This window comes from Methanomicrobia archaeon (assembly GCA_016930255.1).
Lineage (GTDB): Archaea > Halobacteriota > Syntropharchaeia > Alkanophagales > Methanospirareceae > JACGMN01.
The window spans coordinates 33,673-60,664 of record JAFGHB010000025.1 but is presented as its reverse complement, the minus strand read 5'-3'; the positions used below and the strand labels follow the sequence as shown (position 1 = coordinate 60,664).

General features: G+C 48.9%; 22 protein-coding genes and 1 pseudogene. 11 read left to right on the top strand and 12 right to left on the bottom strand.

The window, feature by feature from the left end:
• The first annotated feature begins 98 nt into the window (after positions 1 to 98).
• On the top strand, positions 99 to 344 hold the full coding sequence (locus tag JW878_04520; GenBank protein MBN1762327.1) for a hypothetical protein: 246 nt from the start codon (positions 99 to 101) through the stop codon (positions 342 to 344).
• Between the two features lie 33 nt (positions 345 to 377).
• On the opposite strand, the gene JW878_04515 is transcribed toward JW878_04520, so the two are convergent.
• Positions 378 to 1,295, bottom strand: a complete 918-nt coding sequence (locus tag JW878_04515; GenBank protein MBN1762326.1) for a hypothetical protein — start codon at positions 1,293 to 1,295, stop codon at positions 378 to 380.
• Positions 1,296 to 1,368: 73 nt separating this feature from the next.
• Between JW878_04515 and JW878_04510 the strand changes: the two genes are divergently transcribed.
• Both JW878_04510 and JW878_04505 read left to right on the top strand, forming a co-directional pair.
• Entirely contained in the window at positions 1,369 to 1,938 is a 570-nt protein-coding gene (locus JW878_04510) for a diadenylate cyclase (GenBank protein ID MBN1762325.1), read from the top strand.
• Between the two features lie 69 nt (positions 1,939 to 2,007).
• Entirely contained in the window at positions 2,008 to 4,341 is a 2,334-nt protein-coding gene (locus JW878_04505) for a DEAD/DEAH box helicase family protein (GenBank protein ID MBN1762324.1), read from the top strand.
• 271 nt (positions 4,342 to 4,612) lie between these two features.
• Here the strand turns inward: JW878_04505 and JW878_04500 are convergent, their stop codons facing one another.
• Complete coding sequence (locus tag JW878_04500; protein ID MBN1762323.1) at positions 4,613 to 6,361, bottom strand: hypothetical protein; 1,749 nt, start codon at positions 6,359 to 6,361, stop codon at positions 4,613 to 4,615.
• Positions 6,362 to 6,553: 192 nt separating this feature from the next.
• On the opposite strand from JW878_04500, the gene JW878_04495 reads away from it, so the two are divergent.
• Positions 6,554 to 7,171 carry a Kae1-associated kinase Bud32 gene (locus tag JW878_04495; GenBank protein ID MBN1762322.1) on the top strand — a complete coding sequence of 206 codons (618 nt, stop codon included), beginning with the start codon at positions 6,554 to 6,556 and terminating at the stop codon, positions 7,169 to 7,171.
• Positions 7,172 to 7,233: 62 nt separating this feature from the next.
• On the opposite strand, the gene JW878_04490 is transcribed toward JW878_04495, so the two are convergent.
• Complete coding sequence (locus tag JW878_04490) at positions 7,234 to 8,190, bottom strand: tyrosine--tRNA ligase (GenBank protein ID MBN1762321.1); 957 nt, start codon at positions 8,188 to 8,190, stop codon at positions 7,234 to 7,236.
• A gap of 174 nt (positions 8,191 to 8,364) precedes the next feature.
• Here JW878_04490 and JW878_04485 point away from each other — a divergent pair.
• Positions 8,365 to 8,436, top strand: a pseudogene (locus tag JW878_04485) (PGF-CTERM sorting domain-containing protein).
• Between the two features lie 112 nt (positions 8,437 to 8,548).
• On the opposite strand, the gene JW878_04480 reads toward JW878_04485, so the two are convergent.
• The 5 genes from JW878_04480 to JW878_04460 all read right to left on the bottom strand — a co-directional run bounded on the left by JW878_04480 (position 8,549) and on the right by JW878_04460 (position 18,110).
• Positions 8,549 to 11,494: a TIR domain-containing protein gene (locus JW878_04480; protein MBN1762320.1), complete on the bottom strand. Its 2,946-nt coding sequence runs from the start codon at positions 11,492 to 11,494 to the stop codon at positions 8,549 to 8,551.
• 432 nt (positions 11,495 to 11,926) lie between these two features.
• Positions 11,927 to 12,796, bottom strand: coding sequence for a radical SAM protein (locus JW878_04475; GenBank protein ID MBN1762319.1), 870 nt, complete (start codon positions 12,794 to 12,796; stop codon positions 11,927 to 11,929).
• 267 nt (positions 12,797 to 13,063) lie between these two features.
• Positions 13,064 to 16,402: a VWA domain-containing protein gene (locus JW878_04470; GenBank protein MBN1762318.1), complete on the bottom strand. Its 3,339-nt coding sequence runs from the start codon at positions 16,400 to 16,402 to the stop codon at positions 13,064 to 13,066.
• Positions 16,403 to 16,440: 38 nt separating this feature from the next.
• Positions 16,441 to 17,268, bottom strand: coding sequence for a CbbQ/NirQ/NorQ/GpvN family protein (locus tag JW878_04465; protein ID MBN1762317.1), 828 nt, complete (start codon positions 17,266 to 17,268; stop codon positions 16,441 to 16,443).
• A 293-nt stretch (positions 17,269 to 17,561) separates the two neighbouring features.
• Positions 17,562 to 18,110, bottom strand: coding sequence for a tRNA (cytidine(56)-2'-O)-methyltransferase (locus JW878_04460; GenBank protein ID MBN1762316.1), 549 nt, complete (start codon positions 18,108 to 18,110; stop codon positions 17,562 to 17,564).
• A gap of 197 nt (positions 18,111 to 18,307) precedes the next feature.
• Here JW878_04460 and JW878_04455 point away from each other — a divergent pair, with 197 nt between their 5' ends.
• The 4 genes from JW878_04455 (at position 18,308) to JW878_04440 (ending at position 21,359) form a co-directional block, all read left to right on the top strand.
• Positions 18,308 to 18,970 carry a uracil-DNA glycosylase family protein gene (locus JW878_04455; GenBank protein MBN1762315.1) on the top strand — a complete coding sequence of 221 codons (663 nt, stop codon included), beginning with the start codon at positions 18,308 to 18,310 and terminating at the stop codon, positions 18,968 to 18,970.
• Between the two features lie 45 nt (positions 18,971 to 19,015).
• Positions 19,016 to 19,408 (top strand): hypothetical protein, encoded by a 393-nt coding sequence (locus JW878_04450; protein ID MBN1762314.1) that lies wholly within the window; start codon positions 19,016 to 19,018, stop codon positions 19,406 to 19,408.
• Between the two features lie 150 nt (positions 19,409 to 19,558).
• Positions 19,559 to 20,893: a glutamine synthetase gene (locus JW878_04445; protein ID MBN1762313.1), complete on the top strand. Its 1,335-nt coding sequence runs from the start codon at positions 19,559 to 19,561 to the stop codon at positions 20,891 to 20,893.
• 184 nt (positions 20,894 to 21,077) lie between these two features.
• A complete protein-coding gene (locus tag JW878_04440) occupies positions 21,078 to 21,359 on the top strand; it encodes a hypothetical protein (GenBank protein ID MBN1762312.1) in 282 nt (93 codons plus the stop codon).
• Here the strand turns inward: JW878_04440 and JW878_04435 are convergent.
• From JW878_04435 to JW878_04425, 3 genes are all read right to left on the bottom strand, one after another.
• The gene (locus tag JW878_04435) at positions 21,356 to 22,408 is read right to left on the bottom strand and encodes a radical SAM protein (protein MBN1762311.1); all 1,053 of its coding nucleotides are present in this window, start codon (positions 22,406 to 22,408) and stop codon (positions 21,356 to 21,358) included. The genes JW878_04440 and JW878_04435 overlap by 4 nt on opposite strands.
• A 65-nt stretch (positions 22,409 to 22,473) precedes the next feature.
• A complete protein-coding gene (gene pscS, locus JW878_04430) occupies positions 22,474 to 23,829 on the bottom strand; it encodes an O-phospho-L-seryl-tRNA:Cys-tRNA synthase (GenBank protein ID MBN1762310.1) in 1,356 nt (451 codons plus the stop codon).
• A 22-nt stretch (positions 23,830 to 23,851) separates the two neighbouring features.
• The gene (locus JW878_04425) at positions 23,852 to 25,645 is read right to left on the bottom strand and encodes a restriction endonuclease (protein ID MBN1762309.1); all 1,794 of its coding nucleotides are present in this window, start codon (positions 25,643 to 25,645) and stop codon (positions 23,852 to 23,854) included.
• A 111-nt stretch (positions 25,646 to 25,756) separates the two neighbouring features.
• On the opposite strand from JW878_04425, the gene JW878_04420 reads away from it, so the two are divergent.
• Positions 25,757 to 26,095 (top strand): hypothetical protein, encoded by a 339-nt coding sequence (locus JW878_04420; GenBank protein ID MBN1762308.1) that lies wholly within the window; start codon positions 25,757 to 25,759, stop codon positions 26,093 to 26,095.
• A gap of 84 nt (positions 26,096 to 26,179) precedes the next feature.
• Here JW878_04420 and JW878_04415 read toward each other — a convergent pair whose 3' ends face one another.
• Positions 26,180 to 26,464, bottom strand: coding sequence for an acylphosphatase (locus tag JW878_04415; protein MBN1762307.1), 285 nt, complete (start codon positions 26,462 to 26,464; stop codon positions 26,180 to 26,182).
• Positions 26,465 to 26,557: 93 nt separating this feature from the next.
• On the opposite strand from JW878_04415, the gene JW878_04410 reads away from it, so the two are divergent.
• Entirely contained in the window at positions 26,558 to 26,773 is a 216-nt protein-coding gene (locus JW878_04410; GenBank protein ID MBN1762306.1) for a YggU family protein, read from the top strand.
• The last annotated feature ends 219 nt before the right edge of the window (positions 26,774 to 26,992 follow it).

The following is a 26,992-nucleotide window of genomic DNA, read 5'->3' as shown; positions in this document are numbered from 1 at the left end:
GGTTCAACACTAAAAGGTATCATAGAGGGATCAAAGCCATACCAGCATCACTTTATACCGGGTAGTTTCAAAGTTTACTTAACAAGAAGATAAAGAATATGTGTCCACTGTCTAAAACAAAGAAGGCTTATCTGGATGTGACGGTCAGCATTTGCCCACATTGCGGCGCACCCTACGCCGATGCGAGCTGGTACGCCCTGGAACTTGGCAGCGACGTTGAATGCGGTGTGTGCGGACGGACCTGGAATCCTAAGACGTGCAAAGTCGATAGAATTCTGGTGGAAATCGAGTTGGATGACGAGGGCAACGTAGCGGCCGTGAGAAAGGAAACGTGCTTGGAATAACCCTTCAAACTGTTCAGCCAGGGGTGCTGCTGCCTAAATAATTCGCACTCCGGTATCGGCTATTCTACTCGCTTTCACGTCGCCGAACTCCCATAACGCTTCGCTCTCGCCGATGACAAAAACTGTCTCGCCTAACATTGCCACACTGGCGACCTTGCCCTCGGCAGCCACTGCCTCGATCGCATCCTTGCAGGTGTCGCTGATCAATCCGATTCGTAACGAGAATTCCCGTGATACGCGCATGAACGTTTCTAACGTAGGCTTCTGTGTCAACGCTTTCAGCGCTTCCCTACCCGCATCGCTGATTCGCCGTTTCAGTTCCGCACCGCCATCCACTAATACCGATTTCGTCAGTTTCGTACCCAGCACTACGTAGCTTATCCTCTCGTTTCTATGCGGTATCCGATCCACCACGCCTATTCCCGGAGCACCCGGCCTCGTTCGGATTACGACCCCACCGTACGTCTCCGCAATGACGTCACCCAGGCCCGTGCTGTTCTCCACCTCCGCGCAGTGGGCTATCTGTGCCACCTCGTTGAGCGTCATACCCAGCGCTAAAAGCTCGTTTAAGGCAAGAGCGGTACTGAGCGCACCAGCAGCACTTGCACCGAATCCGCAGCCGACCGGCACTTCGAAATCCGTTGCTACACTGACCTCCGACTCGCCTGCCAGCCGCTCGATAACGTACCGGGTGGTATGCGCGTCTTCCTCTTTCCCATCTATTCTTACCCGTGCCTTCACCCGACGATTCGGACTGAGCGCGACCTCGGTGACGCAGCCAGATTCTAACACGATGCCACAGCCAAGAGACCCTTTATGCAACGGATTTCTATCCTCGTGAATGGCAAAGAAGCCGGTGATGTGCGACGGTGAGTACGTTCTTACAACCCCTTTCCGGGAAAGAAAAGCGTCACCAAAATAAGATCGCTCTGATTCGTGCCCTTGATTCATGATTATCCCCTCGTCCACGGTCTCATTTTATAAAGCGCGAAGAACAATTAGTCATAAAGCTGCGGAGATAAAAATGCTACGGAGAATCTGCAGGGCGGAGCGGAATTGCGATCCTGAAGTGCTCGAGACGGTGCTCGAAATAGCCGTGGGAATCGCCGAGGGATCGCGTCTCGGCGCATTATTTGTGGTCGGTGACGAGGCGAGAGTGCTAAAGCGGTCAAAGCCATTGATCCTGGACCCGCTTGAGAATTACCCCAAGGAAGCAAAGAACATACGTGACGCGAACGTCCAGGGAACGTTGAAAGAATTGGCGAGAATGGACGGCGCGTTTATTATCAGTGGCGATGGCTACGCGCTTTCCGCAGCACGCTACATAGAAACGATTGCTCGTCATGTAGACCCCCCTATGGGCTTGGGCACCCGACACATGGCGGCTGCTTCTATTTCTAAAGAAACCGACGCCGTAGCAGTAGTAGTTTCAGAGAGCGACGGCGTGGTACGAGTGTTCGACGACGGCGAGCTGGTTGCTGAGATAATTCCACGGATAGGCGATTTGGAGCTGATAACGCCGTATATAAAGGGCGACTACGAGAAGCTGGTAGAAAAGAACTCGAATCTGACGATAATTGTGAAGAGGACGTGAAGCCCGAGTTCCGGTTCTACCATACGGGCGAACGTAATTATTTATGCTCCTCACTCTATATTTTCTTTTATGCACAATCCTGCCTCCACGACCGCATCAAAATTCATATTGCACCCGCTTTTGAAAGCTGGCGTGGTAGAGCGGCGAAAGTATCAACTGGATATAGCAAAGGAGGCCACGAAGAACTCGTTAATGGTCGTTTTGCCTACGGGCCTGGGTAAGACCACTATAGCACTTCTGGTTCTGGTTAATCGACTGGCGATCGGAAAGATCCTCTTTTTGGCGCCTACCAGACCGCTGGTCGAGCAGCACTCGGCATTTCTGAAAAAAGTCTTGAACGTCGATGAATCACGTATTCAAACGTTCACCGGCTCTATCCTGGCAGATAAGCGCGGCAAGCTGTGGGACGAGGCTCAGATAATGGTCTCCACACCGCAAATAATAGAGAACGATCTGTTGAGCAACCGGATTACGCTCAGCGATGTTGCTCTCATTATCTTCGACGAATGCCATCGTGCGGTAGGCAATTACTCGTACGTGTACATCGCGGAGAAGTATGCGGAACAGGCGAAAGCGCCGTTGGTATTGGGTATGACCGCCTCTCCGGGTAGTGATAGGGAGAAGATCCAGGAGATCTGCACGGTGCTGGGTGTGGAGCGTGTAGAAAGCCGGACGGAATATGACCACGACGTGGCGCCGTTCATCTTCAAGAAGGGGTTTGAATGGCGCGGTATAGACGTTCCTGTTGAAATACGGAGTCAGAAACGCGTATTAGACGAGGTATTAGCGGAACGGATAGAGGAATTACGGAAGCTCGGCTTTATAAGGAAGAAGAAGGGCAAGGAGATCTCAAAAACGGAGATCCTGGCGTTACGGCAGATAATCGTGGCGCAATTAGCGACTCAGAAGCACGCGGACCTTTACAAAGCACTCTCACTCCAAGCGGAGGTATTGAAGATAAAGCATGCGATCGACTTGATAGAGACGCAGGGTATTTTCGCGGTGAAACGGTATTTCGAGCGCTTGCGTGCCGAAGCGATCTCAAAGGAGGGCAGCAAAGCGGCCAAACGGTTGCTGAAGGACGAGAAGTTCGTGGAGGCCGTGCGTGCAATAGCCTCATACGAGGGCGAGCATCCCAAACTGAACGCGTTGATCGAGATACTGCAGCAGGAGATACGCGAGAACCCTGATACGCGAATCATTGTGTTCACGAACTACCGGGATACCGCAGAGATGATCGTTTCGGCGTTGCACGGCATGAACGCGGAAATGGCCGGGATACGGGCGGTTAAGTTCATTGGCCAGGCATCAAAGGATGCTGATAAGGGCTTGAAACAAAAGGAGCAGGTAGAGATAATAGATCAGTTCAAAGAAGGTGTTTACAACGTTTTGGTTGCTACTTCGGTGGCTGAAGAGGGGCTTGATATTCCAGCTACCGATCTCGTGCTCTTCTACGAGCCCATTCCCTCCGCGATACGGAGCATACAGCGGAAAGGACGGACTGCGCGCCGAAAAGTGGGCAAGGTTATCGTTCTCATCGCGAAAGGTACGAAGGACGAAGCGTATTACTGGCTCAGCAGGAGCAAGGAACGCGCGATGCGGCAGCGGATAAGCGAGATGGGCGCGCCGAGGACGGATAACGAATACGCCGGCGAAGAGCGCGAAGAAGCGGTAAATGAAGCTGAATTGGCAGCCAAGCCGCGCGGTAAGGAACATGAGGAGCAAAGACGGATAACCGACTTCGAAAACGGATTGAACTTAACCATCTTCGTGGATCCACGGGAGACGAAATCGGGCGTGGCACGGTTCCTTGAGAAAGCGGGCATGGACCTGAAATTACGGAATTTAGGGATTGGCGACTACGTCGTTTCGGATAAGGTTTGTATCGAGCGCAAAACCACGACCGATTTCTTAGATTCCTTGATCAATAAACGCAGAAATCTGCTGGAGCAAGTTCTTCGTATGCGGAAGGAGTATGAGAAGCCCGTGCTCGTCATCGAGGGCGAATCACTCTACGGGCAGCGGAACATACATCCCAATGTGGTCCGGGCGGTAATGGCAACCATCGCTCTTGACCTCAGCGTGCCCATAATCCAGACCAGGGACGAAGCGGACACTGCATCGTTACTCTATATCATTGCGAAGCGGGAGCAGCAGCCGAGCAAAACGGAGATCAATCCGCACGGTAAGAAGCCGGCGGCATCGCTGAAAGAGCAGCAGGAATATTTCATCTCTGCATTATCGAATATCGGTATCGTAACCACCCGGAACCTGTTAAGACACTTTAAAACGGCTGAAAACGTTGTAACGGCATCGAAGGAGGATTTGATGGACGTGGAGCACGTGGGCGAGAAAACCGCCGAGCACATCAAGAAGGTGGTGAGCAGTGAGTATGAGGAATGAAGGTCTTTGAAGCCCGTAATTGCCTATCGGAAGATTTCAAATGCCGTATGGGCAGATTTAGTGCGAACATTAGCCCATTTTATTTTATGCAAGCATAAACCTGATCTCATAATATTCATCACCGACTTTGATGTTGTCCGAGCCGATGAAATGCCTAGCTCTTTCCCATTCATCAGGGGTTACCTGCACTATTGCTCCACCGTCTTTAGAGGACTTTGAAAATCAGATTGAGGGATTTAAGCCCGGTTAGACGATAACAATCTAAGTTGACTTATACATTTAACCGGTATATTTTTACCTCGTTGCTCACATAGACCGGCGTGTATCCCGCAATAGACTGGTTAGTCCAAAGTCGGTAGTAAATAGTTTGATTGGTGAGATCATTCATCCCAACCAATCGCCCATGCTCATCGAGAATCATCACGATAGACTCATTAAAAGATGTTTGCTTGTACCCCGCAGCATAACCTATTACGGGAGCTATAAACGCATCATTGAGAAAAAGCATCAGATATACTTCTGAGCTATTGTGTTGCTGTTTGAGCGTTCGAGCTATCTGCAATCCTTCCTCAGAGTCCGTTGCCATGATGATCGATGAGACCGCCGTTACCTCATCGTCGGGGAAGTACATCTGGTCGATTACCGACCGCCGTTGCGCGTAATACGCCAGTGAGTTGCCATAGTCCCACCAGTTGATGAACAGTGAATCCTGGTCCGTATTATTTCTGATGTACAAGAATGCCTGTTTCCATTCGGGTTTAATAGTATAGGAATACTGCACCTCATTCTGTAAAGAACCAATAAGTGGATTGACGAAGGCGATGCCTAAGATTATGAGAACAGCTACCGCCACCGGCTTTTTCCATGCTACTTTTTGCTCGTTCTTTTTCGCTCTTTCCACGATGAACGAGGCACCGATGCCGAGGGTTATGTACACAAACAGTGAGAATATATCTATGAAATGGTGGGCTCTTACTGCTGGAACCATGGTCACGAGCGGTGCGGCAATGAGATATATACCGCTCTTTTCATCGCGTTTGTAAAGACCATATGCTCCAACTGCGGTCAGAGCAATTCCAACCATCAGGAAAGATCCGAAAAGAGCGTCAAAGCTGCTAAGTCGTGGCGCTTGGAGGTCAGCCGTGAATTTATAGACCAGCGGCCCTTCGGCAAATCGCAGCATCTGTGCCGCTCTTAGTAGCTCCGAGGGTCCACGTACCGAATAAAGCATTAACGCTAGCAGAGAGCCTAAAAGCAGCGTAGAACAGATAAACACCCATGTCTTCAACAGATAATTTTTAGCGCTATTTAGAGAATTGCGGTTGAGCACGATGAAAGCGGTGAGAAGCAGTCCGTAAAAAATCAGTATCGCATGCAGGATAAAATATCCGCCCCACGTGAAACCCGTAAGGCCGATAAGAACTGCCGGAGCGAGGATCATAGCTATATAGCGCGATCGATCTATGGTATTGCGTGGAACGGTATTGTCAAGCATTTTGAACGCTTTCCAGGCAACTACCACAGTTAAAATGATGAGAAAAAGAGAAAGCGCGTTGTGGAAGACAAACCCCTTCATGGTTCGGTAAATCAGGAAATGAGAGAATGAAGCGAGCACTCCCACAATGATCCCCGCAGGCGTGTTAAACAGGCTTTTTGCAAACCAGTATATAACCAGCACGGTGGCCGCCCCGAGCAAGGGGGGCATCAATCCTTCGGCAATACTCATGCTCGGCTGCGAGAATTCGACGGGGATACAATCGATGAGCCAACCTATGACCGCGAGGAGATAGGCCATACCGGGCTGGTATAAGGGCGCGGAGCTGAACGGGTCCGGAACTGCCGGATGTCCGAACAAATAGATATGCTCAGCCTGACGCGCCATGTACGCATCGTTATCCCATTTAGTCTCCCACGCGCCACCCATGAAGCGTATTGTAAAGGCCAAGACAAACAGCACGATAAGAGGAAGCAGCTCTCTGATAAACCTCTCCCGCCCGACACTCTTCGAGAATGGCAGCATGGCAGTACAGTAACGTTTGTCTGCGATCGTATTTAAGAGGTGCGGTCTTATGTGAACCCTCACGCCAAGTAAGTAGGCACACACGTACAACTAGTGCTAATTTAACGATTAGAAGCAGCATACACGGATTTTGTTACGAATGCGTTCACTCACCGCCATACTTTTTCTTAATCAAGAAGAGATCAGGTAACAATGAATACTGTACGTGAGGCTCACGCTGCTAGGGAAAAGGAATGGTTCCAGTGCGCTGAAGCGATCGTCGAGATCGAAGGCGACCTCGTCTACAAGCGGAGAATAGAGAAGCAGTATCGGGTAAACGAGTTAGACACGCGACTGCGGAAGGAACGGACGAAGAGCGAAGCGAAGCTCATTTCGGAAGCGAGGCGAAAAGGCGTGCCCACACCTATCATCTTCGACGTTAACGAGTACGTACTGGTAATGGAGCGGATAGACGGAGTGCTCGCAAAAGAGGTGATTACGGAGCCTATAAGCGAGCGAATAGGCGAGTTCGTGGGCATTCTGCACAAGAACGGGATCATTCATGGCGATTTGACCACGTCCAATATCATCGTCGGCGGGGATGATCGCATCTACTTCATCGATTTCGGGCTGGCCTTTATCGAATCGAACACCGAAGCACGCGGCGTTGACGTTCACGTCTTTTTCCAAAGCCTTCAGGGCACGCACGAATCGCACGAGGAATTGAAAACGGCTTTTACAAAGGGCTACAAGCGCACGTTCCCACAGGCCGCGCAGGTGCTCAAACGAGCAGTGGAAATCGAACGCCGAGGCCGCTATGCTGAACGATAGCAGGCTTTTTCTGCGTGCAAAATGCTTAGAGCAGCTCTACCTAGCAAAATCGTGGATAACCACTACTGCTTCAGCTTTCTAATAGGCTCCAGCACCTCATTGAGCGATCTTATCGCATTTGCCTTCAAATCCGAGGGATGTAACGTGCCCGCTACATAATCGCGCTCGAGCTCTTCATAGCGCTCGTAACTGACATTTCCGCCGTATTTCTCGCTTCGCTCTATCGTTACCTCACCACTCAGCTCAGGGCTTGGAAATATCACATGCTTATAGATCTGGAGCACGGGATTGCCCTCTGCGATTTCAGGAGGACAGAACGCACTCACGAGCTTCTTTTTTACACTTTCCGCAGGCTCGTCCACGGCTATAAAATTCTGCTTGGATGAGGACATCTTATCGCCGTCTAACCCGATTAAGAGTGGTGTATGGATGCAAATAGGCGCTTTAAACCCCAACTTTGGAAGGTTCTCCCGCGCAAGCATGTGGATCTTCCGTTGGTCGATCCCGCCTACGGCAATGTCTACCTCAAGATGAGCTATATCAACCGCTTGCATCAGTGGATAGATCGCTTGCGAGACTTTCCGGTCTTCCGTGCTTCGCGAGACCTCGTCCATGCTCCGTCGCGCTCGCTTCTCCGTCGTTATCGTGGCCAGCCGTAAGACATTCATCGTGTATTCCTTTTCCATTTGATAATCAGAGCCATAAACGAATTCCGTCTCATCAGTCAGGCCAGAGGCGGCAAAGCAGCGCTTGTTGTACTCTGCAGTCTCACCAATCTGCTCGAAATTGCCCTTCTCATTCAGGTACGCATGCAGATCGGCGAGCAGCACGATGATATGCACGCCAAGACGTTGAAGCTCCCGCAACGTGTTTAAGAACGGTAAATGCCCGATGTGCACGTTGCCACTCGGCTCAATACCGACGTACGCCCGTGGCTGGCGCTCTGATTTTGAACCCAACAACGCCACGAATTCGTCCTTCGTTATTATCTCCTCTACGTTCAGTTCTAACCTCTTCAACGCTTCGCTGTCTTTCATGTCCGCCTTTCCCTCTTACGCCTATAACTATCGAAGATAAAAAAGTTAGCTCTTTTCTCCCGCTTCTTCGAGGAACAGGTGAACCTCAGGCTAAGGGTTAAATAAACACTCCATAAATAGCAATCGCATCGCACACCAACGCCCACACCGACACCGCCCGGGTTCGAAGTAGCATTCGCAATCGCAGGCTTGCTCGCAATTGCATATATCGTGAAAAGAGGAGGTTAGTTAAACCCACCCTCCTTTCTCTTTTTTATTTCCGCGATCACATGATCCTGAATTGAGAATTTTACTTCTCCAGGGAATCCTTTGCATCGTGCTCCCTCACTTTCCACCTGACTCACCCGTGCAACTGTTCTTCTAACTCAGCCACCTCAAAATCCCACTGCCGAATCCCCATCTCTTTAAACCGTTTCTTCGCTTTCTCCAACCACTCCCGCGCTTGTCCTTTATCTCCTGTAGCGAAACAAACCTGCGCCTCCAGCAAGAGCGCCTCGGGATCACGCCGGTGATAGCCTGTTTCCTCAACCAATCGTTTCGCATCAGCCAAATGCCCTGCTGCGTCCTCCGTCTTCCTTTCTCTGTCTTCCAGGCACAGCCGCCCCGCCTCCAGATGATAATCCGCCAGCCACAGCTCCATTCCACCCCGCTCCGCAATCTCCCGTGCCTCATCCAGATCGTCCCACGCCAGTGAAATTTCATTTTGGACACGATACAAGGTTGCTCTTGCTAAAAAGGCTCGAGGTTGATGATCCTGTATTCCGGCTTCCCGCAAGCCCGCCACCGCTGCATTCAGGTAGTCTTTCGCCCTGAGCGACATCGAAGGGCGCTGATCCTCTAGCAGCATTTCCAGTAAATACGCCCATCCCAAAGAGAGTTTGTCCAGCGCAATGTCCAAAAGCCACTGTTCTTGTGTAACCAATTCCAACGTCTTTTTCGCTCGCTCCAGCAACTCAGGATACTTCCCTTGGCTCAGCAGCAGATCGCAGAATTCAAAGCCCGCAATCGAATACATAGTCGGGTAATTGGGTTCATCTTTTCGATGCAACTGTTCTGCTTCTAAGAACACGGACAAAGCATCTGATAAATCTCCCGTATGAGTAAATGAATTTGCGAGACGTATCCTTGCCCCTTTTCTTTGAAACAAATCTCCGCTACGATCGGCGAAGTCCACGCTCTGACGGGCATACTCTACCGCCTTTGACATGTCACCCATCGTCAAATAGAGCTCGCTGATAGTTCCTGCACCAGATGCAGCATTTACCCAATCTTTGTTTTTGGTTACCATTTCAGTAGCTGCCTGCATGGGTTGCGCCGCCTCACGCAGCCGTCCTAACGCCCGCAGACAAAAGCCTGCCCAACTCAGGACAACGGCTTTCTTTTCATCAGATAATTCGGAAGCTGGCTTACTCCAAGGGGTTTCAAAAAAATTTGCTAAGGCTGCTAAATCAGCACCAAAAGCACCAAGTTTATGTGCTGTATATCCTTCATTTTTTCTTCTAATCCTATTAAAAAACACTTCAATTTCTGTTTCTTGATGTTTTCCCGCCTGACACCCATGCGCCACTGCCGCAAACAGCGGCTCCATCTCTTCCAGCGTATCGGGCAATTCTTTCTCTGGCACATTCTTGTAATAGTCGTACAGTCGACTATGCGCTTCCTGCCAGGCTTTTAGATTTTTAGCTTTCAGCTTTTCACCAAAATGCTCACGGATCAGCGGGTGGCAGTCCACAATATCAGGACGATGTTCGTCTTTTTCGGCAAGTAGACGCAGGTCTCGCAAGTGCTGGAGCGTAAAATCCCAATCTTCATCCGAAAGCCGCTGCAAGTTGGCGGTCAAGCCTTTAATCACGGGTTTCTTTTTCAATGCTTCAATAGCTGCCTGCGGGACGGGACGATCAAACAGACCCATGATATACAATAGGTCGAGTTCTGGTTTTCCCTGTAACCAGATCTCATAGGAATGCATCACATTTCGAGCATGTTTGCCCTGTTTATCTTTTTCGTACGTCAGTTTTTTAATCTTGTCACGTTCTCGTATTTCACCGCCGAACCGAACAGCGATATATCTGCCCAGTAAAGTAAGCGCCAGTGTATGTCCTCCGTATTCTATGGAGGCGCTTTCCAATTCTTTATCCGTTCCTTTTGTCACGCCTGCTTCCCGCAATAGCTCTCTACCTGCTTGCGGTGAAAGATTTTCGAGCACGATTCTTTTGGTCGATTTGTCAACAAAAAGTTCAAGATCCGCTATCGCATAGCGCGTGGTGATTACGCATAACCCGGGATTAAATCGCGCCAAATCTTTGAGCAGTGCCTGTAACCCTTGATCTCGTAAGACGCCTTCCTGTTCTCCGGGCGGATACTGCAGCGGCTCCAGCCCGTCAAGGACAAGGAGTGCTCTGCGCTGTTTGATTAACTGCGCAAGTTCTTTCCCTTTTTCCCACGGGGATTTTAACGGTTCGCCCTCGTAGCCGAACCATGCCAGAGCATCCTCGAAGAAGGTATCGGCAGACGCCTGTTTATCTTCCCGAGTGCCCTGGCTGTAAAACGACCAGCCATAAACGCACTCGGCGCCGCGGTAATTGTCTCGTTCCAGTTGGTTCAGCCATTCGTTCACGAGCGCCGTCTTGCCCACACCGCCCCAGGCGACGAGGCTGAGGATATTCGTGTGAGGATCGATCCAGGCGTCGTCCAGCATCTTGAGTTCGTCTTCACGACCAAAGAGGTTTTTGCCGGTGGTCGGGAGTTTGGCGAGCATAATTTTGGGCTGGAAAAAATCCTGTTTGCGTTCTCGTGGCGGCAGTGTACGCAATTTACCCAGTTCAGGTTTGATGGTTGCAGGCTGGTGGGTAAGGCGTTGGTACAGCGTCTCATAACCAGCTTCGGTATCCCCACGATAATAGGTCGCATCCTGCAAGGGCGTGGGGATACACGATACCTGATCGGCAGCCAACAAAACTGGAATAAATCGAGTGTTGGTCGAATCCGCACGATAAATGTGCTGATAGATCAATTTACCTTCCCATTTCACGCCCAGCCCTTCGCCCGGCGCTTCTTCTCCCATAACGCGGCGATAGTACTTTTCAGTGCAGACCATCAGCACAAAATCATCGTTCTTGATGTGCCGATCCATCCACATGGTCCAGCCCTCTGGCGGTGACTCTTCATACTGGTCAAGGATGCAGTCAATGCCATCCTCCCGGAGACGATCGGCTAACGCCAGAGCCCGGTCGGCATGTCCCCGGGAATCATGACTGTAACTGATGAAAACCTTCGGCGTGCTCATCCCTTAGCTCACCTTTTTTACACGACACTATCTCCTACGTATAGAGAAAGGGTTATTTATAGTGCGTGCATTTGTCATCACCAAATAGACGATTTTCTCTGCGGAGTGATCCTATTCAGCTATCCTTCCGGTGCTCACGTCGTAAACAGCTTGTAGATCCGCGTGATCCCCTCTGGTGCCAAATACGCCGGCCTCAACTCCGGATGATGATTCGCGAGGTTGAAGCAATCCTGAATCGTTGAGATTATGCTAAACTAGACGAGTGGATCAAGCTCTGATAACATTGGGTTATCAGATGTTTTGAGTTTGCTCAAAATATGGGGGAAGCGACACTCTAAGAAGTGGAGCGAAACCTGATAACCGCTTGTTATACGCAGGCACGCTTGCTTGTGCCGTAGTCGCTGGCTGAGGCATTTATTATCGTTCTTCATATTATATCAATTTCACACCCACTAGTGGATATCTTAACAATTTAAGAGGATTTTGAACGGAACCTGCGAGACACCCACAATTGGAACAGTCCGCATTTGCAAAGCACCTCCTTTTGTTCCATGAAACATCAAAATGTAATACTTCATCGCCCCAGTGACAAAATCCAACATGATTTGGAAATTCATACCATTTTATCATTGATTTAGTCAAGAGAAAATGATTAGGATATTCTGATTTTACTCGTTTTAATTCATTAATGATTAGCTTTCTTTTTTCTTTTTCTATAAATAAGTGATTTCTTTCACCTATAGTAGGGGTATAAATATTGCAAACAACACCACGGAAATAATTTTCTTTTGCTATCTTGACAACATCTCCGAGTTCTTTGTAATTATCCTTTGTTATTGTCATATTGATAACAACACGTTTATCACCCGAATAATTTTTCATTACCTTTGAAAAAACACCTTTTCCTCTGATTGAATCGTTTCTTTCCTGCGTACCATCCAAGGAAACAAACAATCGATGATTAAATTCTTTTGGTATCTTTATTGTCCCGTTTGTGGTAACATAAATGAAAGGAAAAATCTTATCTGCGAGCATAAGAACATCATTCCTAAGCGCAGGTTCTCCACCAACTAAAAGAATAAATCTTACACCTTTTTTGTGAAGCTCGTCGAATCTTTTTTTCCAGACTTCAAGAGGCAATTCCTTTGTTTTGAAATCGTCTTTACCAAAAAAATGATAGCAATGTTTACACCTGAGGTTACAGTTATCTGTCACATCAACTTCGGCAAAATACTTAACTCCAAAAACAATTCTCTTCAATTCGAGAAAAACGAGATAAAAAAATATGTAAATCTTTTTCATAATAACTATGTTAAGAGGAATCTATATGCCTTCACCAAAGCCAAAGCCAGTGATTGCGTATAACTCCGGTATATCCGCAATATTGCGGATATACATCCCTCTGGATGAACCACCTATCCCCTTGATTTCCAATCCCTTCATATTTTTTACCATCGTCCATGCATGCTCTTGCTCAACCAAGCTGGTTACCGCCTTTTTAGCTTACCTTTATCTTATTACATATCAGGGTAGTTATAGCTTGTGCCCCCGGGTATAATATGCCAGCCCTCACGTCGTAAACAGCTTGTAGATCCGCGTGATCTTATTCGGCAGCTTCAGCACGTCATCGATCACGACCCAGCGGCTGTTCGCGTACATGCGCGGCAGATACGCCGCCGCTTCGCGATCCACGGTAATGCAGAACGACTTGATCCCGTATCGCTGCGCTTCCCGCAACGCCATGCGCGTATCCTCGATCGCGTAATCGCCGTGATAATCGTGATCGAGCGGCTTACCATCGCTCAGCAGAATAATCAGTTTCGTATTCTCCTCTCGACCTTTCAACTTCGTCGTCGTGTGCCTGATCGCCGGCGCGATCCGTGTCGATTGCTCGTTCGTCAGGATCGAGATCTTGGTTTGCACCCGCCGATCGTACGTGTCCTCGAAGTCCTTAATGGTGTAAAAGAACACGTTATCGCGGCCATAGCCCGAGAAGCCGTAGATGGCGAACGCATCGCCCAGTTCCTCCAGGGCTTCCGACATCACGATCAACGCCTCTTTCTCACACGCGATCGTCGCGCCGCCCGTGCTCCCGCTCACGTCAACGAGGAACGCCACGGCGATGTCGCGCGACCTCTTCTCCGTTCGCATATAGTTCCGCTCGGACGGCGAGAGCCTCAGCCGTTTATCAATGAAATACTGTACCGCGGCATCGAGGTCGATGTCATTCCCGTCAAATTGCTCCCGCAGTTTCACCAGACCCTCAGGCCGCAGCATCTGGAACTCGCGTCGAATGCTCTTTATCAGGCCCTTGTACTTCCCAAACGTGCTCTGATAAAATGCATTCGAGCCACCCTCCAACCGCCGTTCCCGCACACGCGTCCAGTTCGGGCGATAATCGCTAATGTCACTGCCCCACTCGTGATACAGAAAGGTACCGTGCTCGCGCTGAAGCCCGTTCTCATCCCGAATTACCGTCTCCAGATCGCTCAAATAAACCTTCACTTCGCTCGGCTCGAGCGCCTCAATTCGCGACTCGACCTCTATGGGCTTGATTCCTTTCTCCTTGAACAGCGTTCGTAGCAGCGTTTTTAAGGTATCCTCGGAAACGCGCTGCTCCTCAGTCGACAGCTGCGACTGTTTTAAGGGCTGCGGTTGGGTGCTATCCGGCGCATTCTGGCTATCGTGACCGTCTAATTTTTCCTGTATCTTTCGCGCGGTCCTGCCGAAATTGCCGACGTTCTGGTCGACGTGCGATTGATCTAACGGAGATGAAAACGGGGGTACTGGCTGATACGGCTCCTGAAACGAGTCATCTATCTGGAAATAGACGTCAGCAGCAACTCGTGCAGTCTCGTGGATATCGACATGCGGAGCGGATAACTTGTGGCTTATCGTGAGCGCGCGCTCAAGTGTTTCTTCTAAATGCTCTGGAACGTGCTCTTTCGTTCTACCTGCAATGAGTCGCTGTGCTATGAGTTCTACCGCTCGTTGCTTATCCGTAGCTAAATCCTCGAGCAAAGGCCGTTTCGAAACCATATGCGCGTTCATAGCCGCTATCTGCTCGCCAAGAACCGGGTATTCCGCGTGCAGCCGCGAATTAATCCGATAATCCTCGAGCACGGTGATGAGGTCCTTTGCTAACGCGGGCTCTGGAAAGAGTTCATAAAACTGTTCCAGCTCGCTTGTCCCATTCAGTTGTGCACGCTCACTACCATATCTCGCTCTTATGCTTCCGGCAACGTCCGGAACATTCATAAGCTCGAAATCGAAGCTGCCGTATTCCAGATGGGCTTCTTCGTGCGTCGCCATAACCTTATACAGCGTGAAGTTTCTCCCCTCCTCCTTGAACTCCTGAATCCGTTCCGGCAGAAAGATCCGCATGCCGTCGGTTGAAGGCTCCTCAGCTTCCGCAAGCTCGATCCGGTAGCCCAATAACGCGTTCAGATAATGTGCCAGAATGGGCTTTACTTTCCTCAGTTCGAGCCCCTGCGTATGTGCCTCGATAAACGCGGCGAATTCCGACGACTCGCCCCGCACGAACGACGTTGCTCTTCCTTCGCCCAGCGTTGCCAGCTCAGTAGCTTCGGCTGCGACCTTCTCAAAACCGTCAATGCCTACCTGGCCAATGAGGGTTGGGCTCTCCTCAAGCAAACTGACCGCGGTAATCCCACTATACCCAGCCACCGGAGTGCAAAGGCCGAAAACGGCCTTCACTAACTCTTTATCGCCGTATTCGTGCAATCGCTTGAAGAGGTCAGGACTTTCAGTCAGTAACCGAACAGCCGTTCTCCAATTATAATCCTCGGCAACCTGGCAGCAGAGATCGTAAACACCCGTAACTAACTCCTTATCATCGCCGTACCGTAGCAATCTCGTAATCAGATCAGGGCTATCATCAAGTAATTTGGCAGCAATAAAACCATCATCCTCGTTGACCAGCCTGCTCAGATCCGCAATCTTCGCCAGGCAATCATAACCGACGCTATCGATAAGATGAGGACTCAGCTCAAGCAACCGCGCGGCAACGAAACTGTCCTTCTGGGCGACCTGAATGCTGAAATCCGCTACGCGCTCTAGATATTCATAACCCACACGATCAATAAGCTCCGGACTCGTTCCAAGCAGTTGCGCGGCCGTTTTCCAGCTATACGCGGCAACACGGCTGCTCAGTGCCGCGATCTTCTCCAGATTCTCATACCCAACACGATCAAGGAGTTCCGGACTCATCTCGATCAAACTAACGGCAACTTCACGATGCTCCCAGGCGATCTGACGAGCAAGACCCGCAACCTCTTCGAAACCTTCGTACCCGACTTTGGCAAGGAGTTCCGGACTCAGCTCAAGCAACCGCGCGGCAACTGCAGGATGATCCTGTGCAACCTGACTGCAAAGGCCCGCAATTTTCTCCAAAGTCTCATATCCAACGCTATCAATGAGATCCGGGCTCATGCTTAACAGTCGAGCGCCAATTCGCCAGCTATCTTTGGCGATCTCGGAACAAAGCCCGTAAACCCTCATCACCCGTTCTTTATCGCCCTGCATGAGCAATCGTTCAACGATATCCGGGCTCTCATCAAGCAACCGGGCAGCGACGAATATAGTATCCCGGGCGACCTGACGACAGAGCCCATAAACCGCCATCACCAGGTTCTTATCACCGTACGTTAGTAATCGCGCAACGAGCTCTGGACTCTCATCAAGCACCCGTACAGCGGTCTTCCCGCTATACCTGGCGATCTGATTACGAAGGCCCGCGACCTCTTCCAGGCCATCAAGACCAATGCTATCAAGTAATGGATACAGGTCACTCACGAGTCGCTCGAGCACTGCACCTTCGTAATCATCCCTCAGTAGGTTCTTTATTCTTCGCTCTCCACGGATCCTCTTGATTGAGTTCCCCGCCATTTTCAGAACAACCCTCAATGATTTAACCGACCGACCGATCACAGAGTAAAGTAATTTTTGAGAATCTCTTCTATGCTCCTCTTTAGATCGCTATCGTGCGTTAACGGCTCTATTAAGGTTGAATGGAGCGCATCACGCATGGGCACGCCACTCTTGAGCAAGGTGCCAGCATAGACAAGCTCCCGGGTGGAAGCGCCTTCTTCGAGCCCTTGTTGAACGAGATTTCGTATCTTATTCGCCGCTTTTACCAGCCTTCTCGCGGTCTCTTCTTCAATACCCGTCTCTTGTTGCACTATCTGCGTTTCCAGGTCCTCATTCGGCCAGCCGAAATTGATACTGACAAACCGCTGTCGCGTGCTCGGTTTCAACTCTTTTAAAATGCTCTGGTACGTGGGATTATAGCTGATGACCAGCATGAAATCATCGGGAGCATAGAATATCTTCCCGAGTTTCTCAACCAGCAAATATCGTCGGTAATCGGTCAAGGGGTGAATGACAACCGTGGTGTCCTTTCGCGCTTCCACGATCTCGTCCAAATAAACGATTCCGCCATTCTTGATCGCCATAAGGAGCGGGCCATCAATCCACTCGACTTCGTCACCTTTGATGATATACCGACCCGTTAAGTCGTTGCCGCTTAACCCGTCATGACAGGCAACTGTATAGAGCGGTCGACCCAGCTTCCAGGCCATATACTCAATCAATCTCGTCTTACCACTGCCTGTAGGCCCCTTCAGCATAACGGGTAGTTTGTTCTCATGCGCGGCTTCAAACAGTTCGATCTCATTACCTTGCGGTAAGTAAAACGGCTCCTCCTTTATTTCGAAGCTGTCGTTCTCGTATATCGAGTCCAATCGCTCTAACATTGCCACTCGCCTGATACTGATTAATTAATTGATTAAATTGACTCGCAGTTATTTAAATTTTTCTTGTGCGGTGGCTTTGACGCTAAAGTCACGCCCGCTCACGGTTGAATGTGGTCCCGGATTTTTTACCATTCTTACGGCAGGAAACCTCTCCTCGGAGACGAAGGTTTGTTTGGTTATGCTGCCGATGTTGCGGCCTGCATGCCGTGATGCACTGGAACAAGTTCCGGAGACGTAGAATTGTTGTTTTTCAGATTAGCAGTGCATGGTGCAATTTACAAGCAAGCAAACGTTCATTCTCCATTTACCCGTGCAATCACTTCTTTACCTTTCCTCGTTGGCACTATTTCTAATTCAGCGTGCTCGAATTCTGATTTAAGTTCGTTACCTTGCTGTAAGTAATCAAGGAACAGCGCCAAAGCGGCTATTTCCGAATGCGGCTGGTTACCCACTGCTATGTTCCAGTCCGCAGCTTCGTAAACCTCATAAGGGACCTTTTCCGCACCGACGACCACCAGTATACGCGCCTTCTCTTTTTCCGCAGCCGCGCGTATCTCAGTGATCACGTATGGAAGGTTCTCACCGTACATCGTGAGATGACATACCTTTCCGCCTTCGTGCTTCCAGGTCTTCATCACGTCGCGCCAGTTCACACCGGTTTGAACAAAGAAATCACCGCCCCAGCGTTTCGTAACGCTATTGAGACTTCGCTCCACGCCCTTGTCCTCGGAGGTGAGCAGCATGCCTCGTGCGCCCAATGCGCGTCCGACTAAGCCGACATGCGTTGTCACCCGCTTATCGCGCTCCAAACGGTGTCCCACTCTCAACACGACGATTTCCATCTCTATACACACTGTTTCTTTTTGAAACTTTAAAGAAACGGTTTATCACGAACTTCAGGAAACGTTTGATCAGAGATGTTTTGCAGCTTCGCAGAAAAGAAACCTGTGCTAAAAGCAGCAAACACTGAAAACTCCATGAAAAAGTTTATGGAACTAACATAGAGTAGAAAACGAGCGAGCGAACGAAGAATCGATCAATGCCTGAGACCATGAACTGGAAGGAGTTACAAGAGAGCATAAAACGATGTACGAAGTGCAGAGCGGCGGGGCTTTCCGGCGTCAAATGCCCTGACGTACGCGTGCCAACGGTAGAGCCGAAGAATGTTAAGCTCCTCTTTATCTCCGAAGCGCCGCCGCTGAATACCCTGTTCTACTTTTACAATGAGAATTCGAAAGATCGACTGCGAAACCGGCTATTCGGTATTTTACGCGACATGGGCTATGAGATCAGTACGATAAAGGATTTCGTCGACGCAGGCTTCTTTCTCCTACCTACGGTGAAGTGCCCCTCGGCGCGAGATGGATGCAACACAGCACCAAGTGGCCGAGTTATAAAGCTCTGTGCTGCACAGCACCTCAAACGAGAGATAGCCTGTATCAGGCCCGACGGTATTTGCCTGCTCGGAAGAACAGCGCTTCAGGGGCTGTCATGCCTGCGCGATCTGGGGGCCGTGCAGGTGCACGATTCCGTAGGCCTGCGTGGTACCGTATCCGAAGTGGCAGGAAGCGTGTTAGAGGTTGAGATTTCAGGTAAGCATAACGTCGCGTTGATTCCTTCGTACTGGCCCACGCAACGGCATCGTAAATATCACGAGATAGGCGAGCATATCAAGTTGCTGATGGATGCAATAGGATTTTAGCGTATTTTTAAAGGTGCGTGCAACAAAGTATTAGTTATAACTACTATGACGGATAGTCTATCTTCCACCATACAAGTGCCCTTCGTGCTGGTTCAGGACGACCTTGTATTAAGCGTCGAGAAGCGGGCGAAGCTGTTTTTTATAGTGGATGCCCCGCCGCTGCCGGGGGATTTAAAAGAAGCCGTGGAATCGCTGATCGAGACCGGGCTTTCTCGGGTGGAGCTGATGGGTGAGATCTTAACGGTGATGGCGGAGCTTCTGAGAAGAGACGGCCGCTTCGATGATCTTGCACGGGAAATAGCACGATACAGAGAGATCGTCTTCAGAGAGGATCGCTGCATAATACCCTTCACCATGATAGAAGCCCGTGCGGTCATGAGCACGATGCGGAAATGGCGAAATACCATAGAACGAAGGTTAGAGGCGCAGCAGTTGTAACGGGTCGTGTGAATGCGGCACGGCGATCTAAACAGAATAGCAATAGAAGACAAAATCGATGATACTCTATTTACGTACGGGATAACGTTAAAGCTGCGAATCGTACCTCTAATTTAAATAGAACGTGCGCTAATAATAGTCCGTAGATCTATGGGGGAAAAAGTAGACGAGAAGGAAACCGTATTTGAAGCGGTAGAGAAGCACGGTGTGAAGTTCATCGGACTTTGGTTCACCGATATCCTGGGCAGATTAAAGAGTGTTTCAATTTCAGTAAGTGAATTAGAAGCGGCGTTTGCGGAGGGTATGGGCTTTGACGGTTCGTCGATAAAGGGATTCGCGCGGATTGACGAGAGCGACATGCTCGCAAAACCAGACCCCAGCACCTTTCAGCTCATCCCATGGAAGAAGACGGATGATGTCGTTGCGCGGATGTTCTGCGATATTCTACAGCCTGATGGCAGTCCGTACGAGGGCGATCCACGGTATGTATTGAAGCGGAACTTGGCGCAATTGCAAAACGAGGGGTACACGTTCTATGTCGGTCCGGAGCTTGAATATTTCTACTTGGAGGACGATAAGAGCCTGGAAGTGCTGGATGAGGGTGGCTATTTCGACTTGATGACTTTGGATGCAGGAAGCGACATACGACGGGATACGATCGTCATGCTCGGCGCGATGGGCATCAAAGTGGAAGCAGGCCACCACGAAGTTGCGCCCTCGCAGCACGAGATAGATCTCCGATACACCGATGCACTGGCGATGGCAGATCAGGTGATGACCTATCGAATCGTGGTAAAGGAGATCGCGCAGCAGCACGGCTGCTATGCCACATTCATGCCAAAGCCAATCTTCGGGGTGAATGGTTCGGGCATGCATGTGCATCAATCGCTCTTTAAAGGCGAGCGAAACGCATTCTTCGACCCGAACGAGGAATACCAACTGTCTGATATGAGTAAGAGCTATATCGCGGGATTGTTACGCCATGCGCCGGAGATAACCTCGATAACCAACCAGTGGATCAATTCGTACAAACGGTTGGTGCCGGGCTATGAAGCACCGGCGTATATTACCTGGGCGCGGCGGAACCGGTCGACGCTCGTACGAGTCCCGATGTACAAGCCGGGAAAGGAGAAAGCGACACGGGTGGAATTCCGCAGCCCCGACCCAGCATGTAATCCGTATCTTGCGTTTTCCGTGATGCTTGCTGCGGGTATGGCGGGCGTGAAGGGCAAGTACGAGTTGCCCACACCGACGGAAAAGGATGTGTACCTGATGAGTGCTGAGGAACGTGAGCGCGAGGGAATAGAGACGCTACCGGGAAGCTTGATCGAGGCCATAACGCTAACAGAACAGAGCGACCTGGTGCGGGAAGCGTTAGGCGAGCACACCTTCCGGAATTTCATCATGTCCAAGCAGGTGGAATGGGATCGGTACCGCGTGAACGTGACGGAATGGGAGTTGGAAGAGTATTTGTCGGTGTTATGAGGATTTTTATATCTTTTCAGATATTGCTCAGAAGAAGAGTCAGTGAGACCGAAAAGAACAGGTGGATTCAAGTTGATGTAGGGAAGATGTTTTGTTAAAAAAATAAAATTGAACCGTCAAAGTAGTGGCAATAGATCAATTAAAGCAAGGGTAATCTTAAATTTGTTTGAAGTGGTACGAATAGATGACTGAGCTGATAAAAATCTCTTTCTTTATGTTCTGGTGCCTATTAGCAGCTTTTTATTTCTGCTTATTCTTAATATCACGGGAATTTTATGAAAAAATTAAGGATATAGATGTAACACGCTCTTTGTCAGAAACTGGTCAATACGTATTTGGAAACAAGGAACTTGGAAAAGTAGGTATAGCTGAGGCTTTTCGTAAGCTATCACAAACAGATATGCTGGGTTTCCTTCTTGCTTCTTTGGCGGCTTTTTTCACGGGCATTACAATCTTTTCAGTCTAAAATGTTTTGAGCAACTGCTGATTCCCGATATTCACCTTGTTCAGGTATGTCTTCGCCGTTTCGTAGCATTTGAATACCTGCTCTCTCGGCGTGATCGGCAGATCCTGTATGTAAAAAGAAGGATGGAACACCAGCAATGAATACGGAATGTTTGGATTAATGCCCGCGATACATTGTGCGATCTGCTCTACTTCCTTCTCGTCGACGTAATACGGCACGAGCAAGGTCGTCGCGGTGAGCACGGGCGGCTCCGATTTTTCGAAGAATTCGGTCGCAATCATCTCAAAGTTTTCGTATGCTCTCTTGTTAGGGACACCACTTAATGCAACGCTGAGGTTCGGATCAAAGGCTTTGAGATCAAATTTGACGATACCGCCGCTTTTAAACGATAATGAAGCCACGCGCTTCACGAGCGCTTTGTTGCCACAGCCGTTCCACTCCCAGCAGATCCTTACGTCTTTCTCAGCTAAGATTGCCTCAGAAGCGCGAATCGCAAACGGCAGCTGCGGCTCGGGACTGCCACCGAAGAAACAGACACAGTATGCGTTTTCATTGTGAGTCACGCGTGCAACGAAGTCCGTTCCACTCACTGCCTTAACCGCTCGGAAGTCCTTATGCGAAGCGTTCTGACAGAAGAGGCAATCGAAGTTGCAGTCGAAGAAGAAGACCGCTACATTCTCCTTGCCGAATTGTGCAGAGCCGGGACAGAACCATGCCGCGCAGCAATTCGTCGGCAGCGGATCGATATAAGAATACAATAACGCCTGGTGGGGCGGCACCAATGACGTTAACCTGCCGTCGACGTTCATTTTCAGGCCACAGTAGCTGCGCTCACCGTCCTTCAGCATGCACTCGTTCGAGCACAGGTTACATCGTATACCCCCTTCACTCTTTGGCGGTTCCGCAGGAAGTCCGTACTTTGATCGTATCTGCTTGTGAGCCGCCGTTGCATAATTCAGCGCCTCTGCTCGGCCGCTGCGGATGCAGTCGACACAGACCTGCAACGATTCAGATGCGTTTCCTTTACCGCAGAGCGCACATTCTCTCATTGCCACCTAAAATTTTCCCGTAACTCATCAAAACAGAGAAAAGCTTTAAAGAGGCTTGTTTGAGACTAGTGTACCGCCAACTCGTATTTCTCCGCGATTGCTATGAACGCCTCGCTGAGGTACTTTATCCGCTCCCAGCTCAGTCCGTAGGTGTTGAGCTTCCACACGCGCGTCGAGCCCGCAAATTCACCCACAATCTTCCTCTTCTTCAATTCGTCGCTGAGGAAGTAGCCTCTTCGCTTGTGCGTCTTCGCGATCTGATCGAAGCTCTCGCGCGTGTCAATCCTCGAAAGCGTATGCTGACGTGGATATTCGCTCATAATTCTGTTGCCGGCAATGCGCAGGAACTCGGTGATGAAATAATTTGATTTCTTTACCTCCTCGTCCCAGTGCTGCACACGCTCTTTCAAAGCGGGGAACGAAGCCATCATGGAGACGACCGTGCCGCCCATCAGCGTACAGCCCATCATCTCCGGCTCTTTGTTCTCGAAGCTCCTGGCGGTAAGATCGCCCCGGATGCGGCTGCTTCTGAACACCGTGGACGCCCAGTCTTCTGTCGTGGCGAGGACGCCGGAGGGTGCAACCGCAGCCATGCCCTTGTGCCCGGAGCCGACCACGAAATCCGCGCCCATCTCCTTACCGTTCACCGGCATCATGCCCACGGCGTACGCACCGTTGCAGAGAAACGGGATGTCATACTCCTTCGCAACTTTTCCCACGCCTGCAACGTCGTGGACGTTACCGTAACTGTAATCGACATATTCGATCATGATGAGCTTTGGCAGCTTTCCAGTATCCTCCTTCACCCGCTCTACGGTCTCCGCGACGGCATCGCCGGTCACGAGGTGGTTCGAGCCCGTCGGCACCTCTTTGACAATACCGCCTGCGATCTCGACCGCTAAGAATTCGGTATAATGCGCTAAATCCGAGACGATCACGACATCGCCTTTCTCAATGAGCGAGGACGTAACAGCCTGAAAGCCGCGTCGCGCACCCGGCACCACCCGTGCTTCATCCATGCCCACAAATGCCGCCAATTCCGCATGGAATTCATCGACCGGCGGTTTCCTGATCTGATCAAGCCTGCCCGTTAAACACTGATCACAGACCGAATAGCCATCGCCGTAGGCAATGAGCGCTTTCCGTGCTTCAAGCGTTAATCTGCCTCCCGCCTGAATAGGATTGATATTGATGAACTCTTCCTCTCTCGTCCTCAGTTCAAGCGTTGTGGTAATCTGTTTAACGGGGTTGCCCTTACCCGCTTTCAATTCCTCAACGAGACGCTCGACGCGAGCTACACCGTCTGCAAAGTGCGCTTCTTCCTCTTCGTCAAGGCCAGACGGTAACGCGTGCCGATAAAGCTCGCGCAGCTCTTCGAGCGCGAACAACGCCTCGTATAGCTTCCGTACTCGTATGTCCATTTTCACTCCTGAAATTTTTGGGTTATCGTATTGAATCTTTTATTAACCTCTCTAAGAATTCTTTTAGAGAGCACTGGGAATATAAAAATTCTTGTATATCCTCACCTGCAATAAGACTAAGAATTTTATCTTGTGAAGCAGCTCTAATTAGCGCAATATCATCACCTTTTGTAAATCCATTAATAGAAATGAAAAACCCAACCCTACACAAATTTCTGTGATCTTCTAATTTTCCCTTGAACTTCTTTATTTCATCACTGCCAACTTTGGAACTCCAATTTTTACATTCTACGAAAATATATGGAGAATTTAATTGAACCCAAAAATGGTCCTCAAATTTATTTTTTAATAAGAGGTCTATTTCCTCATCTTTCGTTCTGAAATTCTGAGAATCTACTTTTAATCCCTCATCAAAACTAAACAATAGACTAGCAAAATCTTCCAATAATTTTCCTTTTTTTATTTTATCCATTTCATTTTTAACATTTCCCCATAACCTCTGGAGATGATACCTTTTTACCTCCTTTTCTGAAATTATTGGATTTATTATTTCCGCAAATGGTTCTACACCTTTTTTAACGAATCTGAAAAAAGTTTCAGGCTCCATATTTTTAAAAATTCCTGTCAATCTTTCCTCATTAGCTCTAATCAACTCGCTTTCAAAAAATGGCAAAAACGGGCCAATATATTCATAAGCTGAAAACAAATCGTTTTCTAGAAGAAAAATATAGCCCTTTAATATTTCACCTTTTTCCTCTAAAGTTACATTGGTATCTTTTAAATCTTTTAATATACTAGGAAGAGCCTTGTAATCCCTGGTATCCATGTGGTTTATAAATAAGTCAAGTAGATATTCTTTCGACGGGACAAAATCAATTAATGTCCTCTGGGCGTTATTTTTCTGAATCCCGATTTCTTCTGTCAAAATAAGTTGCTTCTGAGCATCCTCCTCCAACCTTTTTAGCAAATAACTTCCAGCTTCAGATTCATCCTCAAATGAGTCGACAAAAGATCCATCAACAAAAAATTTTATTTTCCCACCCGAGTCCATTTGATAGTTAATCTCTCGAAATTCACCTTTTAGAAGATAGTTCATTTTAGACTTAAATTCTTGGATTATAATATCTTGCTCTTTTTCAAATAGGGCCTTTAATGCGCCTGATTCCAATATTCCACTTCCTTTAAAAATCCCCTCTTCAACAACGTATTCATATTTTTTGATATTCTCCTTTTTGATTTCTTCTTCAATCACCTTAGCATAATTTTTTGATTTCGAAGGATCAATCTTTATATAGTCCACATTTTTTCTGTGAATAAACAAGCAGAGTTTTCGTATAAACTCTTGAGACACCGTAGGTATATAGAGCCGGCCACCAGCGGTATTTGCCATGATACGTAACATTGGGTAGACCTTCTTTTCTATGAACTTTTCACTGCCTCCAATCACACGAATTTCCACAAAATCATTGTACTTAATGAACTGTATTTTAACTAGATCCGGCACCATCTCGATTGAACAGGGAACTATGTTAGAATATTGATCTGTAAACCTTAATGTTCTTATACCCTCCTTTGCGTAGTAGGCGGTTAAGACGTTTTTGTTGATAGTAGGAGTTCTTTGAAAACCTTCGGTGGATATTTTCTCTCTCTTAATATAATGGGTTTTTACAAATTTATCTATGTGACTTAAATCAAGTGTGCCTTCAATTTTGAATAGCATGATTGAGAGTTGTCTAAAACCGAATTCTTTTTTTGTCTCTCGTATTTTTTCATTCAAATTTACGGATTCTACATTTCTTGCGTCTGTGCTAAACATCATTACCACCCATATCGCGCTTTTTCCGCTAGGATCTTCTCGAATTGGGAAATCTTGTGCACATAATTTATAAACATTAAACTCAACCTATAAAAAAGACGAGGTGTGGCAATGATTGACGCTTACGACTTCGGCCGGATCGTTATCGATGCTAAGACGTTTACGAGCGATGTAATCATCTTCCCTGACCGCGTTGAAGATAATTGGTGGCGGAAAGACGGGCATGTCCTCCACATAGAGGACATCGAATCGATCGTTAAAGAGCAGCCTGAGGTGCTCATTGTCGGCACGGGCAAATACGGAGTGATGACTGTGCCATCGCAAACGCGCGAATGGATCGAATCACAGGGGATAGAATTAATTGTTGCGTCGACCGATCATGCGTGCAAAGTGTATAACGAAGTCTCAAATGTTAAAAAAGTCGTTGCGGCGTTACATTTGACCTGTTGATGCACTCTCATCCTGAAGAAATGCACTATGAAAGAGGCCTTAGAACTATTGCGTACAACGCAACTCAACTAAGCTCAACTAAACTTACCGATAGCGGATGGAGAAACCCTTGAATTCACCGGTATACTCCTCCCAGGTAACCTCCACGGAAGAAACCTTCGCGGCAGGCGGCCCGTAATGGCAGTAGTCTATCACCTCCTCTACTTTCGACTTCTCGCCTTCGAATACCGCCTCCACGCGGCCATCCTTCAGGTTCCGTACCCAGCCCTTCACACCGCGCATGACCGCCTCTTCTCGTGTCGCATAGCGATAGTAAACGCCTTGCACGCGTCCGGTGACAACCACGTGCGCTCTTACTTTTGTTTCCATTTTCACTTTGTCGCTTGCCTTTCGTTCGTACTCAAAGCACTCAAACGTATTATCATTTAAATACCTATGCCTACTACAAGTCATTTGTGGCGTATGAAGACTATTGAGATCAAAGTCGTCCCCAATTCGAATACGGATGAAGTAATCGAAGGCGATCCGCTCGTGGTGCGAGTAAAAGCGCCGCCGACGAAAGGTAAGGCTAATAAAGCGGTGGTTACGGTGCTATCAAAATACTTCAATGCCGACGTGCGGATCGTTTCGGGCGCGACAAGCAGGAAGAAGATCGTGGCGATAGAAACGGCCGAATAACGCGGAATACGCAGTGTTGCGGTTAGAAGAGCATCGATCGCGATCAATTCAGGCGGGAGATGTTGCTGCAGCTACGGGGTTGAGAACTAGCTGCTGCCGATCCCGGTTTCGAACGAGTTGATTTCCTGAGGCTGTTACACGTTAAAAATCCACCGAGAGTGTTACTGTGAGCTCATGTGTGCGAAAGACCGCAGGGATAAGTTGCGAGCTATTAAGATC